The sequence below is a fragment of the Paraburkholderia flagellata genome, from assembly GCF_021390645.1.
Classification (GTDB): Bacteria; Pseudomonadota; Gammaproteobacteria; order Burkholderiales; family Burkholderiaceae; genus Paraburkholderia; species Paraburkholderia flagellata.
The window spans coordinates 1-14788 of sequence record NZ_JAJEJT010000006.1; the positions used below are offsets into that span (position 1 = coordinate 1).

11 protein-coding genes and 1 pseudogene are annotated in these 14788 nt (G+C 58.2%); 6 read left to right on the top strand and 6 right to left on the bottom strand.

Annotated elements, in window-relative coordinates; all coding sequences use genetic code 11:
- Positions 1-432 precede the first annotated feature (432 nt).
- Positions 433-1689 (bottom strand): cation:proton antiporter, encoded by a 1257-nt coding sequence (locus tag L0U83_RS39455; protein ID WP_233890033.1) that lies wholly within the window; start codon positions 1687-1689, stop codon positions 433-435.
- Positions 1690-2176: 487 nt separating this feature from the next.
- A pseudogene (locus tag L0U83_RS39460) lies at positions 2177-2329 on the bottom strand (helix-turn-helix domain-containing protein); the annotation flags it as partial.
- A 349-nt stretch (positions 2330-2678) separates the two neighbouring features.
- On the opposite strand from L0U83_RS39460, the gene L0U83_RS39465 reads away from it, so the two are divergent.
- On the top strand, positions 2679-3104 hold the full coding sequence (locus L0U83_RS39465; RefSeq protein ID WP_233890034.1) for a VOC family protein: 426 nt from the start codon (positions 2679-2681) through the stop codon (positions 3102-3104).
- A 303-nt stretch (positions 3105-3407) separates the two neighbouring features.
- On the opposite strand, the gene L0U83_RS39470 is transcribed toward L0U83_RS39465, so the two are convergent.
- Together L0U83_RS39470 and L0U83_RS39475 are read right to left on the bottom strand one after the other, a co-directional pair.
- Positions 3408-4934 (bottom strand): metal-dependent hydrolase family protein, encoded by a 1527-nt coding sequence (locus L0U83_RS39470; protein WP_233890035.1) that lies wholly within the window; start codon positions 4932-4934, stop codon positions 3408-3410.
- A gap of 462 nt (positions 4935-5396) precedes the next feature.
- Positions 5397-5699, bottom strand: coding sequence for a helix-turn-helix domain-containing protein (locus L0U83_RS39475; protein WP_233890036.1), 303 nt, complete (start codon positions 5697-5699; stop codon positions 5397-5399).
- Positions 5700-5704: 5 nt separating this feature from the next.
- Between L0U83_RS39475 and L0U83_RS39480 the strand changes: the two genes are divergently transcribed.
- Positions 5705-6316: a hypothetical protein gene (locus L0U83_RS39480; protein ID WP_233890037.1), complete on the top strand. Its 612-nt coding sequence runs from the start codon at positions 5705-5707 to the stop codon at positions 6314-6316.
- A gap of 97 nt (positions 6317-6413) precedes the next feature.
- Here the strand turns inward: L0U83_RS39480 and L0U83_RS39485 are convergent, their stop codons facing one another.
- On the bottom strand, positions 6414-8015 hold the full coding sequence (locus L0U83_RS39485) for an EAL domain-containing protein (RefSeq protein WP_233890038.1): 1602 nt from the start codon (positions 8013-8015) through the stop codon (positions 6414-6416).
- A gap of 567 nt (positions 8016-8582) precedes the next feature.
- Between L0U83_RS39485 and gspG the strand changes: the two genes are divergently transcribed.
- On the top strand, positions 8583-9047 hold the full coding sequence (gene gspG, locus L0U83_RS39490; protein ID WP_233890211.1) for a type II secretion system major pseudopilin GspG: 465 nt from the start codon (positions 8583-8585) through the stop codon (positions 9045-9047).
- 168 nt (positions 9048-9215) lie between these two features.
- On the opposite strand, the gene L0U83_RS39495 is transcribed toward gspG, so the two are convergent.
- On the bottom strand, positions 9216-9653 hold the full coding sequence (locus L0U83_RS39495; protein ID WP_233888792.1) for an Rrf2 family transcriptional regulator: 438 nt from the start codon (positions 9651-9653) through the stop codon (positions 9216-9218).
- A gap of 82 nt (positions 9654-9735) precedes the next feature.
- On the opposite strand from L0U83_RS39495, the gene L0U83_RS39500 reads away from it, so the two are divergent.
- From L0U83_RS39500 to L0U83_RS39510, 3 genes are all read left to right on the top strand, one after another.
- Positions 9736-10710, top strand: coding sequence for an alpha/beta fold hydrolase (locus L0U83_RS39500; RefSeq protein WP_233888793.1), 975 nt, complete (start codon positions 9736-9738; stop codon positions 10708-10710).
- A 259-nt stretch (positions 10711-10969) separates the two neighbouring features.
- The gene (locus L0U83_RS39505; protein WP_233890039.1) at positions 10970-11668 is read left to right on the top strand and encodes an alpha/beta fold hydrolase; all 699 of its coding nucleotides are present in this window, start codon (positions 10970-10972) and stop codon (positions 11666-11668) included.
- A gap of 438 nt (positions 11669-12106) precedes the next feature.
- Positions 12107-14749: a hypothetical protein gene (locus tag L0U83_RS39510; protein ID WP_233890040.1), complete on the top strand. Its 2643-nt coding sequence runs from the start codon at positions 12107-12109 to the stop codon at positions 14747-14749.
- The last annotated feature ends 39 nt before the right edge of the window (positions 14750-14788 follow it).

The following is a 14788-nucleotide window of genomic DNA, read 5'->3' on the forward strand; positions in this document are numbered from 1 at the left end:
GAACCGCTAATGGACCGTACGGCAGCGCATCATGGATCACGCCGACGCATCTGTCCGCGGCGCCGGCGGCGCTGCGATCAGCATCGCAGAGATCACAGCGCGTGCGGGCTTTCTTTAGACCAGAAATTCGTCGGTTTGTCCTTGTGGCCAATGACCGTTGAATCACTGACAGCCGCCGTTCTCCGGAAAATGTCCCGTGAGACCGCTTTGGGTCGTCTACGGAAGTTCAAAGTCATGGCGTCTCCGATACTCGGATCGTCGCCCCCTACTTCCGGGTTCGGCCACGAAGCGTCATTCGCCGTTAGCGTCGGTCGGACACTCAGACGTCGGCTCCGCATCCGCAAACGGTCATCGGGCTCGGAAAACCGACAGACTACGGCTGATCGCACGAATTTGCGCCGCCGTGACGGTCCCCTTAGTAGCCTCTTTCAATCACTCTGGCTCAGGCGTTGCCCCGTCCGGGGCCTTTGTTGGCGCTTCATCCTTGACCAGTCTGGGGGTAAACCGCTCCGTCAGGAGCGGTCCAAGGATCGAAGTCACAACCAGTAACACCAGCACTGCGTTTAGCATCTTCGCGTCCAGCAACCGTATTCCGGCTGCATTGAACGTTTTATAACCGACCAACGAGGCCGCAAGTGTGGCCGCGACCTGCGGTAACGTCAGCGCCACCATCTCCAGCTTCGCCTGACGTGAGTAGCCAAATGCACGCCCCGCGAGAAACGCAGCAATTCCCTTTCCGAAGATCAGGGAACCGATGAGGCCTGCAACCAGCCAAAAGTGCGTCCAGACAGCGTGCTCGAATGCGATGGGTGCGATCAGGAAGCCGGTAACAATGAAGAAGACTGGGATGAACAGGGTCTTGCCAACGAATTCCAGCTTCTCCTTCGCGGCGTGTTTGCCGACCGCGGCATTGACTGACAATCCGGCCAGAAAGGCGCCGACAATGCCTGGCAGTTGGATCAGATTTGAGAGCATGCCAGCCACCGCCATGATGCCAAGCATTGTGATGAAATAGCCTTGCTCGTTGTCGCGCAGCTTGCTCAGGGCCCAAGCGCCCACACGGCTGCCGCCGAACAGGATCAGTGGCACGAAAATGGCGACCTCAGCAATTTGCACGGCGAGGCCAGATGGCGAGAAGCCGGTCGTGTAGATTGACACGCAAATCGCAAACACGATTAGGGACAGCATGTCCGATACGAGAGTGGCGCCGATCGTGACGACGACCGGTTCCAGCCCCACGGCGCCCAGGCGCGTGACGATCGGCAAGCTGATCAACGTGTGCGATGCGAGCAGCGAGCCGATGACGATAGCAGGAATAATTGGATAGCCGAACGCCAGACCCAATGCGGTGCCGATCACTTGCGGCACCATGGTAGTAACTATTCCGAATGCGATCGACCGAGTCCGTGTTCGCCGAAACAGATCGATGTCGATTTCAAGCCCGGCCGTGAACATCAGCATCAGCACCCCGACGTCCGCGAAGAACTGCGCAACCGGATGGTTCCGCGCGAAGACATCAAACCCGTAAGGTCCTAGAAGGACCCCGAAAATGAGCAGCACAATGAGTTCTGGAATTCTGAGACGCCGTGCAAGCGTGGGAGCGCCGACAACAACTGCCGTTAATATCGCGAGCTTTGCCAGGGACGGCAACGCCAGCAAGGCGGACCTTACCGTATCAAACCATTGCATCGTCTTTTCCTCCCCAAACGGGCCGCGACGGATCGTCCTCGGAAGTTCAAGGTCGCGGCGCCTCCGAAACTCGGATGTTCAGCCTCCTACTTCCGGGTTCGCCCATCAACAGACATTCCCATGCGTTTGGTGCGGGCCACTGGACCGACCGCCCACTGCCGCAGCAAGCAGAAGCACGCAGGTCGCGACTCGTCTGATATGCATGGACTCGACCCTCGCTCAGTTTTCTCAGCTTAGGTCGCATGGAAAAAAAATCAGCCAAAAACTCGATTCCGGTGGCGCTTCAGAGATTCTGCGCTCGCTGCGCGGATACCCTGTGGTTGGGAAACGTACCTAACAATCCCTGGAGTGCACATGGCACCTGCATGACGTCTGATCAGGCAGCACTCCTGTCTTACGTCGCTCCGAAACCGACGACTTCGCGATCGAGATCAGTCTGGATGAGCGCATGATCGTCGAATCCGGTTCGATCTCGCCACTTAGCGGCGGGCTCACGTTGCTTGTAACGGGCCGCCTGCTCATCGCGCAGATAGCGGCGCACCGTGTTGCGCGACAAGCCCGTTTGCCGCGCTATCTCACGCACCGCCGTTCCCCGTCTTGCCAATACCTTGATTTCCACTGCTTGCTCCTGAGTCAGCATCGGCGGCAAAAAGCCGCCATCCTCTCCCAGGTGGGTCAGGTTTACTTCGGCGGGTGGGTCAGTAATGTGATGGTCCCCTCCACCCTACGAGCGGATACGCTGTAGGGGTCTTCACATCTCGAGCAGGAATCATCATGGAAAGCGTGACGCTGATCGGCCATCGGCGTGGAGCCCTGTGCTGCGAATCCCGGCTGACGGCGGCTCGTCGAGCGTCGATGTTGCTCTAGTCTCCTTCGCCTGCCGACCGGCACCGTACTTTGCTCAGCTACGCTCAGTCCTCTGCCACATGCGCCGCAATAGCACAATATAGTTCTGAACAGCCCAACCCATCCTCGTCAAAGGCGGCCAAATGATTGACCACGTTTACATCTCAGTCACCGACATCAAAAAGTCACTGTTCTTCTACTCTGAAACCTTGAAGCCACTCGGATGGAGCGTATTCGGCAACTACGACTCCGCTTCGGGCCCCGAGGGCGTCCCTGATCTTTACGGGATTGGTGACGATGTGTACGGCAAGGGAAAGGCGGTTGGATCGAGCATCTGGCTACGTCAACGCAAGCCCGGCGAGACCGGGCTGTACCTCGGGATCGTCTGCGACACGAATGAACTGGTCGACGCCGCCTACGCAGCAGCAATCAAAGCCGGCGGCATCGACGACGGCAAACCAGCAGATCGTACCTACTTCGCCCCCGGCTACTACGCCGCCAACGTCGCTGACTTTGACGGCAACCGTCTTGAGTTCGTGCACAAAGCGTGGAACCCCAAGAGACGGTAATAGCAACCCTCTCGATGCAACGGTGTCGTGGGTAAGGTCCGGCCATGCCTTCGGGATGCGAGCCACGCCCGAGGGATGTCCTCGCTCGGGCGTGGGGCGATGGTCGGCCAACTGCGGCCGCTCACCAGGAGGCTTTGATTGACATTCAAACGTCAGCTCAAGTCAGACAGCGGACTTTTTGCAGTTCGTCCGCTGCCAGTAGCGCCTGTTCAATCTCGACGTGTAACGGACTTCACGTTGCGCCGCTCCAGCCAGCCGCCTGCATGATTCGCCGTCACCTGGTCAACAACCTGTAGAGGAGGTCTAGGTCTGCATGGCATCCTTGTAGATGCGCCCATCTTTCATGATCAGTTTCAGGTTCTTGTCGGGATCGGCGAGCAGTCCCACATTGTCGAGCGGGTTGCCACCGACGACCAGCAAATCGGCCCATGCACCCTGCTCCAGCACACCCAGCCTAGCGGGATAGGGGTTACGCTTTCCTGAGAGCTCAAGCAACTCCCCGTTGCCCCCTGTCACCATCCGCAAAATTTCGGAGCCGTTGTACCAGCGCGTCATATTGCCAATCATCAAACCCTGGCGTGCCGCCACCGCCGGCGAGAAGATCAGGTCGGTCCCGAACGCCACCTTGAGTCCGTGCTTGCGTGCGAGTTTGTACATGTTGTTGGTCCCCACGATGACTTCCCGGAACTTGTCGAGGATCGGTCCCGCTAGCGGCCCGACGTCGTCTTCGTTCACGAATGGCTGGGTACTTAACCATGTCCCGTTCTTCGCCATGATCTCGGCTGCATGATCGTCCATCAGATGACCATGTTCGATACATTGCGCGCCTGCTGCCACCGCTCGCTTCACGGCTTCTGACGTGTACGCATGAACGGCCACATAGGTCCCCCAATCGCCCGCGGTTTCGACGGCTGCTCGTAGTTGCTGCTCGGTGAAGGTCAGCATGTCGAGTGGGCTGCGCGGCGTGGATACGCCGCCGGCTCCCACGATCTTGATCTGCGTTGCGCCCTGCAGGAACTGCTCGCGCGCGCGTAACCGCACCTCGTCCGCCGAATCGGCGATCGCATTCGCGCCGGTCCTTTCCTGCGCACTGACTTCGCCCGTCGTACGCGGGATGTCCGTGAGCGGGCGAAAATCGCCATGACCACCTGTCGTCGTGATCATCGCGCCGGAAGGATAAATACGCGGGCCAGGAATCATCCCTGCGTCGATAGCCTGTTTCAGCGCGAATGCCGGGCCGCCCACATCGCGTATCGTCGTGAAACCACGCAGCAACGTACGCTGGGCTTCCGCACTCGCAGCCAGATACACCAGGCCCAGGTCGGCCTGCAAGATCGTCTGGATCGGAAGCGAGGCGAGCATGGCGTGCCAGTGCATCTCGATCAACCCTGGCATGATCACCTTGCCGCCACAATCGATTGTGCGGTTCGCGCTGGCAGCGGGTGGCTGGCCTTGCCCCAGCTGTGAGATGCGGCTTCCTTCGACGACGAGAAACATCCCATCGCGCAGGCCGGCAGACTTGCCGTCGAACAGTCGGAAATTTGTAAACGTGACGGGCTGCGGTGCAGCGGCGGCAGGACTCGCACCCTGCGCCCGAACGAGTTCCGGGAGCACGGCACTTAGCATGGTCGCCCCCATGCCGATCAGGAATCCGCGTCGCGCGAGGTCGGCGCCGATGCGGCCATTCGCATACTGGGCAAGCGCCTTGTTACAGAAGCAGGAATACGTTGGGCTTGTTCGGTTGACGCCGCTGTTTTTTCCGGAAGCCATATCCGCCCCCATTTGAGTTGAACACCATGCACGGAAGCGCTGCTTGCGGCCTTTGAACACGTAACGGGAACAACCAGCGGACAGTAACGACATTCGTACGGAAGTATGGCAAACAACTAACGCTCGTGCGTTCAATGCGTCGAACCATCGCTTGCGTACAAGATGGTGGCCTGTCGGGCGGAGACGCATCTGGGAAGCGACGGATTTCGCCGGCGAGTAGCACACGTTCCCTTGGGTGAGTGGCCGATGAAGTAGTGAGAACGGTCCTCGCCATCCTTATGGACCGGGCGGCGGCCAAGGGTCGGTTTATGCCTTTTGCGTCGAGCGCCCGCCCGAGACGACTGCCGCGCCCGGTCGTCGGACGCTAGCCGGCCACCACCGGTCGCTATGAGGGCACGGAATGCCGTCGTTGGAATGGCTGCAATGGTCCGGCAACGCGACCGACGAGCTGCGCACGCGATCCGGTTTTGGCTGACGGTCGATGATCGGGAGCCGTGTAAACCGGGCGAGCTACGTTGCGACTCAAGCCTGGCGTATCCAGTGTTGAAGACCGTGGTCGCGGATCAGGCGATTGATGTGAGAGTAGGAGTAGGAAATCTGGAATTCCCGCTCGATGTAGCGCTGAACCAGCGGATTCGTCCAGCGCTCTGCCGCGAGGCCCACCCTGTGCGGTGACTGCCTGATTGCGCCGATCACCCGCGCGAGCCTATCGGTGGTTAGGCGCGGCCGGCGCCCGACGTCGCCCAGCCCCATCAGCGCATCTGCACCGCCCATCGCGAAAATACTCTGGTAGCGCCGCGCCGTGGCCGGACTCAAACCCAGCATGAACGATGACCGATATCCCTACTCCGTCACTTCCTGGCAGGCCCAAAGAGGTCATCGCAAGCGGCCCGCTCACCGTGAACGCGACCTTTTCAACCACCGATAACAGCTTCTTCAATATGCACAATGAAGGCATCATCGAGGGCTACGTTTACTTCAGCGTGCTGCGCGCGGACGGAACGGCGCTGTCGCCGCCACCGAAGCTGGAAGAGGTTTCCCTGTATCGGCTGGAGCCAGCAATCGGTGCGTCGCTAGTCGGTGGTCTATCTGAACTGGTCACGATCAACTCCCTGTTGCATCGGGTTTCGTTTATGGATCGCCCACCCACGGACATTGACCAGATTTATATTCCTCCCGATTACATCGCGAAGTATGGCGAGCCTCCAGAAGAATACCTTGCGGGCTTCGGAGGGCTGAAATACATTGCTTACATGCTCACAGTTACTCGCGGGGCCTTCAAAAACCTGCACGTCGCCGGCTTTTCTGGAACGGCGTTCCTGTCGGCACCGGTGTTGGCACTGGACGATAACGACCGTGTATATTTCAAGAAAGGGATAGAACGCGAGGCGGACACAGAGCCCCTTCTTCCGGTGAAGTTCCCGTTCCCACTGTCACTCTAGAGGACGAACCGCATGCGCGGATATCGACGCTCGGCCCGGACGGGCACCGGCGCAAGTCTGCGGCGTTGGGCGGCGGTCGGCCATGCGCCGGCAGCTTTTAGTTTGCGGGAGGTCTCGTTGTATCGACAAATGCCGCCTGCTGGTTGAGCGAATTTGCCAGTTCGTCGATCGCCATGGCCTTGGCAAAGTGCCAGCCCTGGGCGTACTCAACTCCCCGGTCTCTGAGGTATGTGGCCTGTTCTGCGGTCTCCACGCCTTCTGCAACGAGCCGAAGACGTAGATCCTTGGCAAGTCCAATGATGTGCGCAACGACATGATTCTTGACGGACGCGGTGTCGATTGCGTCAACAAACGACTTGTCAATCTTCAGGTAGTCCGTGCTCAGCGTCTGCAGATAGGAGAGACTCGAGTACCCCGTACCAAAGTCGTCGATGGCGACAGACGAACCCATCTCCCGTATTTCCGCCAGAATCGGCCTTGCCTGGTCAGGCTTGATCAGGCTGCGCTCCGTGGCCTCGAACACGAAGTTTTGTGTCCTTGCTCCTGTTACGCGTGCAATGAAATTCTTCAGGCGTGGCACGAGGTCAGGGGACTGCATTTCGGACGCCGACAGATTGATGGAAACGTGAAAATCGGGGTATTTCATGAAGAGGCCAGCCAGATCCGTAGCGGCCAGCTCGAACACATGGTCGGTAATTTCATCGATAAGGTGGCAGTCTTCAGCGACCGGGATGAAAATATCCGGTCGAACGTGCTCCCCGGTGCTCCGGCGCCAGCGCAGCAAGGCCTCCGCGCCCACCCACCGGCCGGTTTTCAGATCGACCAGCGGTTGATAGACCAGATAGAATTCCTTTCTTCCGAGCCCCTCGCGGATCGCTTCAGAGAGCGGCAGCGCCTTGCGCGCCGACCGGCCCGTCAGGAACATCAGCACTACCATCGCGCAAGCTGCGCACGACATGAGCAGTACGCCGGCCTGGTGAATACGCGCGTTCGCTACATCCGCAGGAATCGAGGCAAATGCGAAGTAGTCGTACTTTTGCGAACGCCAGAGCGAAACAAACCTGTCGTGTTCGATAAATTCTGCATGCTGGCCGTCACCCAGCATGGCACGCCAGTCCGGATTGAACGCTCCGCGAGACATTCTGACTTTGTTGGAACTGTAGAGGACCGTGCCGAGCGCTACATTGGGGTCCTTTGTATCGACATCGATCGGCAAGGTGGGGGAAACGATGGCCGAGTATCCGTTTACGACGGACGTGACCATGATCACAGGTTGTGATCCGACACTGCTGGCGAGAGAAAGATTGGCCTTGCGCAATTGGAGCGGGCCTCTCGCGGTGTGCTGAGAGGTCGCGGCGGGCAACAGGATGCCGTCACCATGGCGTCCATAGGAAGAACACATAAGGCGGTTGTTCGCGACGTACCCCACTCCTTGCAGTTGCCCGTACTTCAGGTTGAGCTCTGCCATCAACGCCAGCTTCTCTGGGGAGCAGGGAGCCGCATCGTGTGCCTGCAGCTCGGCAATTGCAGCGCGCACCTGGGCACTCGAGCGCTCACTGCGCTCGAGGACCTCAGCCGCGATCACGTTTAGCTTTGCAAACTCTTCGTGCATGATCTGGGCGCGCGCAAATCCAAACGCGATACCAGCCAGCAAGGCGATGGCCAGCGTCCCGACAACCGCCGTTGTCACAGCTGCCATTCTCCGTCTATCCAGCACTCCACGAATAACAAGGATGAACGGACGGGGCAAGGAAGAAAGTGCTCGTCGTACGACAGGAGCGGTGAGCGAACGCATGACAGGGCCCAAATGTTGGGTAAGCCGGGCCCGGGCAGCTGCTGCCAACATGCGTGTCTCCAGGATCGGGCGGACTCGAGAGAGGACAGCGGTAATACCGATAGCGGGAACCAGCGGGCTGTACAATGACCCCATTCACGCATCAAGTTGACAAATCAACTATATATCTCGATGTAAGCGTTTTGTATGTGTCATAACGTCGCCGGTGTCCGCTTAATTCGTTCGACCAGATCGGCCTGGACAGCCGCCGTCGCCAGTTCCGATCCGGTCGCTCAGATGCCGGCGATGCAACGGATACGAGGCATCCAAACCGGGTCGCCCTCAACAAGGCGTGAGCCAACTGCGCACTCGAGCGACGTCGTCGAACATCCCGGCTACCCCGGTGTCTTAGAATGAGCGGCAGTGCTTTTCCGAGCTGCCTGCGCGCTCGTATCGCGCGCAAACAATCCTCTTAAGCAGGTTCATCAAAATATGCAAGCGAGGGAAACAAGACGTACGAAAGTTGCTGCTCCGCAAGGCCGCCGTCAACGAGGGGTCACGCTAATCCAGATCACCCTCCTGGTTGCACTTCTAGTTCTTTTGACCGTGCTGATTGTCTCAAAGATCATGACAAGACCAGAGGAGGCCAAGCACACCATTGCGAAACAGGACATTGCCACAATCATGCAAGCCCTGAATAACTTTCGTCGCGACAACGGCCGCTATCCAACCCAAGCACAAGGCCTGCATGCGCTGATTGAAAAGTCCAGCACCGATCCGGTACCGCGTGTCTGGAAGGAAGGCGGCTATCTTGCGCGCTTGCCAGACGACCCCTGGGGCAACGCTTATCTGTATCTCAATCCCGGTGTGCATGGTGAGATCGACGTATTCAGCTACGGCCGGGACGCAAAGCAAGGCGGCGAAGGAAACGACGCCGACGTAGGCTCATGGGAATAGTTGCCGTCTTCTGCGTCGGGCAAGGAGCGGCCAACAAGAGGCATTGACGGCACGCAAACCGACGGCCGCTTGCGGGCTGGAAGCTGACGCACGTTCATGCCGCAAATCGCTATCGGCCAGGTGCTTGATGCTTGCCTCCATTGCCACCCATTCCGTTGCTCCGCGAGATTACCTACTCGTTTTGCGCGACTTTGACGACGTCACGTCGTGCGCGATCTCGGAGAGTCGCTTGTCACCAAGCAATTGAAGCAACGTATTTTCCGCTGAACCCAACGCCTCATTGATGTGGCGATTTACCGCCGCCTCCACGGGACATGTGTGATTGTCGTCGGCTAGGCCGATCACAAACGGCGCGGTATGTCCAATGGCCTGGTAGACATCTCTCACCGTAAGATCGTTGAGGTCACAGGCGAGCGCCCAGCCTCCGCCTGGACCACCAGTCGACTTTACATACCCCGATTCGCGTAGCGCAGCCATCGTTCGGCGGACAAAGACGGGGTTCGTATGCAGCATCAGCGCAATCGTCTCTGAGGTGGTCGCGCCTCCTCGAAGATGCATGTGGATGAGGATGTGCAGAAGTCGAGCCAGTCTGGTATCGCGTTGCATATTCGGAAGCTTGGTAATGCGCAACTTTTGATGTTACGCTATCTCGGGATCCTTGTGTGCATACCTCTCTGCCAGAGCAACCATGACCGCATACCGTCAAACCTTTATTGAAGCAAACGGAATTCGCCTGCATGTCGCTGAACAGGGCGACGGCCCGTTGGTGCTCCTTTGTCACGGCTTTCCTGAGACCTCGCATGCTTGGCGCCATCAACTGGCGGCACTTGCGCGCGCCGGCTTCCGCGCAATAGCACCGGATCTGCGTGGCTACGGATCAAGCGAATGCCCAACGGCAATCGGACAGTACACGACGTTAGACGTTGTCGGGGACCTGGTGGCGCTCGTTGACATTCTCGGAGAACGCGACGCAGTTGTTGTAGGAAACGATTGGGGTGCAACCATTGCCTGGCAGGCCGCGTTGCTTCGGCCTGACCGCTTTCGCGCTGTCGTTGCGCTCGGGGTGCCAATGATGGGCCGCGCGCCGATGACGCCGAGCCGGCTTTTTCCGCAGACCGACCAAACGAGGTTCTATACGCATTACTTTTCCGAACCTGGGTTGGCCGAAACCGAACTTGAGCGTGACGTTGCCACGACATTGCGCAAGATCTATTTTTCCGCATCAGGCGACGTCGGAGCCCGCGACGCAAATACGCCCAATCCATTCGGACTCGTGCCGCGGAGTGGTGGACTCCTTGACTCTCTGATTGATCCACCTGTGTTGCCCGCGTGGCTCGAACCCACCGACCTCGACAAGTTTGTGCAAGCATTCAGCATTTCTGGCTTTCGCGGTGGATTGAATTACTACCGCAACCTCGATCGCAATTGGGAAGTGCAATCGGCTTTGGAGGGCCTGCTCGTCGAGGTTCCCGCCCTGTACCTTGTCGGCGAGCGAGACACAGGTCTGGCAATGCCAGGCATGCACGAAATTATCGACGGCATGCCCCAGATCGTGCCCAGGCTGTCGGCTTCTCGGGTCGTTCCGCGTGCAGGACATTGGCTGCAACAGGAGGCGCCGGATTTCGTCAACGCGGCATTGATTGAGTTTCTCCGCGGTCTTTGATGTACACGGGCGCGATCTGACGGTTCAACTACGGTTAGCGGCCATTCCGCCCGCAGAACGGTATGTCGGAGAAGGGTCGGCTACAGAAGTTCGAGGCTGACGTGCGCCGAGGCGTCCGACAACCAACGTCGATTTCCGAGTTCGGCCAGTTTCGGCCCTTCGATCCTTTACTGAAGATCGTCGACAATTGGTCGCGCGCCGACCATGAGAGCATCGCTCCAAGTTAGACTGTTCCGTCTCAACCAATTGTTGAACCACAATGTCGCTGCCCATAATTTTCCTGCCGGCCATGCCCTGTGACGGAAGAATGTATGCCGACCAGATTGAAGGCGTGAGCGATCTTGTTTCACCCTCGGTCTATGTGCTCGCGGAAAGAACTTTCGCCGAAAGCGCGGACAAGCTGCTGGCGTCAACAAGTGGTGACTTTATCCTCGCGGGAACAGCATACGGTGGATGTATCGCGATGGAGGTGCTTGCAAAGGCGCCCGAGCGAGTGCGCGGGCTTTGGCTGATGAACTGCCAACCCGGTGCTCATGCGAACCCGGAAGCGGTCCGGGCGACCTCCATCAGGATTCGGAGCGGCGACCATGAACGCGTGATTGCGGAATTCGCGGACAACGCCATCCCCTCCGACGATTCCGATTCTCGGGCGACCTTCGTTCGAATGGCGCGCGATGCTGGCACCGAGATTTTCGCCGGACAGTCAGACGCAACACTGACGCGCTCTGACAGATGGTCGACGCTTGCTTCGAGCAATGTTCCGACATTGCTGATATGGGGTAACGCGGACCGTTTTGTTCCCATCGAAGTCGGGCTCCAGATCGCCGATCTCATTCCCCATGCCCGTTTTGAATCGCTTGATGGCTGTGGGCATTTCCCGTCACTGGAGCGCTCGTCTATATGCACAAGGATCGCACGTGACTGGATGATCAATAACGTGCAGCGCGATATGCGCTGAAATCGGCCAGTAGCCGTCTTTCGCCTCCTCGACTGACTCGCCACGAAAATGGCGCCTCAACAAGCGGCCGCGCCATTCGCGCCAGCAAAATTTGCGACTCGGCCGTCGCCAACTTCCCGACTCCTTCGGCTCTCACGCTCACAGGTAGCTGTGCAGTTGGTTACGTACAGCCGTGCGTTGTGTGCGGTCGTCAACATTCCTACGGTAGTCGACTTGCACTGTTTGCTTAATCTCATAGAGTTAAGAGGTTCTATAAGAGACATCGACCTGTATGTCTCCTTATCGGGAAACGTCACTGGTAGTCCGTTAGCGCAAGAGTGCGTTGCCGCCTATCGAGTGGCGCTAATCACATTGACGGCTCCATGATTCCTGCTAGTTGACCGCCTGCCCGGGGCGCACTTGGTGGGAGTAGTCGCTTATGTTCGCAAGGAGGGGAGAATGCCTGACACTACGACCACTACTAGCGACCCAACACTTGCGAATTCCAACCGTACGATTCAAGCTGCCACGCTCGTTCCGCTGAAGGCCGACTTGACCGATTCCGGGCGATCAATCGTGAAGTTTGGATACGTTCGGCAGTTGCGACTTCAACCCGGCGAGGTCGACAACGTAAGGCAGTCGGTACTGAAGATGGCGGACCAACGCCCCGCCGGGCAGCGCGCGGCAGGAATGAGCCCAAATTTCCCGTGGGACACGCTTTCAAATTTCGAGGGGCAACCGTTACCGTCGTTGCTGCCGGATCGAGCGACTTTTTCCGCAGTGCCTTTAGCTGATCTCCAGCGCTTCGGCGAAGTGCTGCAGACGATTCGTGCGCAAGCGGTGGAGACATCGGGAAAGGCACCGCGTCCGCGAGCGAAGCACGACGAAGCTGCGAATAAACTGCCATTCGCGCAACATCTGCTTAATACTGTGGCAGTCGCCAACCAAGGACTGAGTATCAATACGTCAGTCACGCCGATCGGCATGCTCAACCTGGAGCGTCTCGATATGATGCCTGCAGGACTCGAACGCGGTGAGTTGATCGGCACGATTCCGCTGGCACCAGGTGAAAGAACCTCTGTTGTTCAAAAGGAATGGTCGGTCACGCAGAAGGAATTCACGTCGATCGTAACTGACTCGCTCGAAAACGTTAGTGAGACCGGTGTAACCGACAACACCGAATTGACTCAGTCGACGACCTCTCAGGCCCAGCATGCGAATCAGTTCAACATTACCGGCACGGTATCTGGCGGGATCCCCGTCATCTCGGGATCGAGTACCACCACCTTCGGAATGCAGAACTCGAACTCGCAATCCGCAACCGATTCGCGAAAGCAAGCGGTCACCCTGACGCAAAAAGCGTCCTCGCGAAGCAAGCAAGAACACAAGGTCACTATCTCGATATCCACCGTGACTGGCACTTCTGAAACGACAACTCGAGAACTGGTGAATCAGAGCACGACCGACCCGATTCGCATCGATTACTTCAGCCTGATGCGCAAATGGCTCGTTCGTCTCTATCGCTATGGCCTTAGGCTCACCTACGACGTAGTCATCCCCGAGCCCGGCGCCGCATTGCGAAAGACGTACGCGGATATCGACACGCTCCAGAGCCAGCTTGGTCTTTTTGTTTTCCCGGTGAAACACTCGGATGTTGATGCAGGAAATGTCCAGGACCTTGCAGATCAGTACCAAGCGAGCGTGCCGCCTCCGCCACCCGAAGGATCTCCGATTGTCGTTGCTGCATCGGTTCCGGGCCTGTCGGGGAGCGGTTCAATCAGCCACTTTCCATTGGAGTTTGATGTCCCCCCAGGGTATTGGGTGACCAAGGTCGTTCTCGATGCCGAGTTGTCGAGTCCGGCGAAGGTTGATATCAACTTCGACGTGATCGGCGCCACGTTTAGCTACCATGGTGGGAACACCACTATCCCCTCCTCACAACTGCTCAGCCGTATCGATGGTCAGCCGCTGTTATTCCATACGACCGGACACCAGGCGGTGGTCATGCTCTTCCAGGGAGCCGACGTTGCCGCAGTCCAGATAACCGTGTCGATCGAGCCTACAGCGCAGGCGTTGGCGCAATGGAAGAGTGACGCATGGAACGCCTTGCTCAACGCAGCGCAGACCCAGTTTTATTCGGGTCAACAGGAGATCGCCGCACAGATTTCAAGGAAGCAGGACGAACTGAACAACGTAGACACCCTCACACTGCGTCGGGAAGAAGGCGACGAAATCATGAAGGGCGTCTTACGGTTCTTGCTTGGCCCAGACTTCAACTACATGCCAGCAGACGTGGTACAAGCGATTCTCGCGTCTGGCGGAGTGGACCCAACCCATGGGGTCGCTTTCACAGCAAATGCACTGGGTATGGATCAAACGGCGTGGACGGTCGTCAGTCAACACGAAGACGTGATCCGTTTCATTAATCAGGCCATCGAGTGGGAGAACGTCGTCTCGTTCCTTTACTCGTATTTCTGGGATCTACCACAAAGCTGGGAATTTATTCGCCGGATCCGACATTCCGATGCGAATCGCCAGGCGTTCCTGCGCGCAGGCAGTGCACGGGTTGTCCTGACAGTGCGCAAGGGTTGGGAGGAGGCTTGGGTACGTTTCGCGGAAGGCGGATTCGAGGACGCGACAATTGACCCCCAGCACCCCTACCTTCGCATTGCCCAAGAGATCGCGGCGTACGATGATCGCAATTATCCAGGCATTCCGCCAGCGAACCCCGCGGCAAGCGGTGCCAAGATTGAAGACGCCGTATTCGCCGTGTCAAGCGACTCGCTCGCGCCAACCTCTTCCCCCGTCGTCATTGCAGTGGACTCAAGCAAGGGTTTTGTTGTCGGCGCCCAGGTTGTGATCGATGAAGGCGTGGATCTCGACAGCATTGACGGTCGCCAAGAAGCCCAGACGGTCGTTGCCATTCCCGACGACAAGCATGTTACGGTCAGTGCAATAGCGCATGCGCATGGGGCGACTGGGCAACCATATCCTATTGTGCAGCCAGGTACGAAAGGAGTCCTTTTGGCCGAGTGGTTTGAGTACACGCCGACTTCTGGCACTGACATCGCGATGACCAGCAATCTCACAACGATCGCCTAACCTCGAACTTGACACTATAAAATAGACCTCCCTAGACTC

Bases quoted from the DNA above. Each gene is read 5' to 3' on its own strand.
- L0U83_RS39495 (WP_233888792.1), bottom strand. From the start codon at position 9,653: ATGCAACGCGATACCAGACTGGCTCGACTTCTGCACATCCTCATCCAC.
- gspG (WP_233890211.1), top strand. From the start codon at position 8,583: ATGCAAGCGAGGGAAACAAGACGTACGAAAGTTGCTGCTCCGCAAGGC.
- L0U83_RS39465 (WP_233890034.1), top strand. From the start codon at position 2,679: ATGATTGACCACGTTTACATCTCAGTCACCGACATCAAAAAGTCACTG.
- L0U83_RS39480 (WP_233890037.1), top strand. From the start codon at position 5,705: ATGACCGATATCCCTACTCCGTCACTTCCTGGCAGGCCCAAAGAGGTC.
- L0U83_RS39505 (WP_233890039.1), top strand. From the start codon at position 10,970: ATGTCGCTGCCCATAATTTTCCTGCCGGCCATGCCCTGTGACGGAAGA.
- L0U83_RS39510 (WP_233890040.1), top strand. From the start codon at position 12,107: ATGCCTGACACTACGACCACTACTAGCGACCCAACACTTGCGAATTCC.
- L0U83_RS39455 (WP_233890033.1), bottom strand. From the start codon at position 1,689: ATGCAATGGTTTGATACGGTAAGGTCCGCCTTGCTGGCGTTGCCGTCC.
- L0U83_RS39500 (WP_233888793.1), top strand. From the start codon at position 9,736: ATGACCGCATACCGTCAAACCTTTATTGAAGCAAACGGAATTCGCCTG.
- L0U83_RS39475 (WP_233890036.1), bottom strand. From the start codon at position 5,699: ATGCTGGGTTTGAGTCCGGCCACGGCGCGGCGCTACCAGAGTATTTTC.
- L0U83_RS39485 (WP_233890038.1), bottom strand. From the start codon at position 8,015: ATGGCAGCTGTGACAACGGCGGTTGTCGGGACGCTGGCCATCGCCTTG.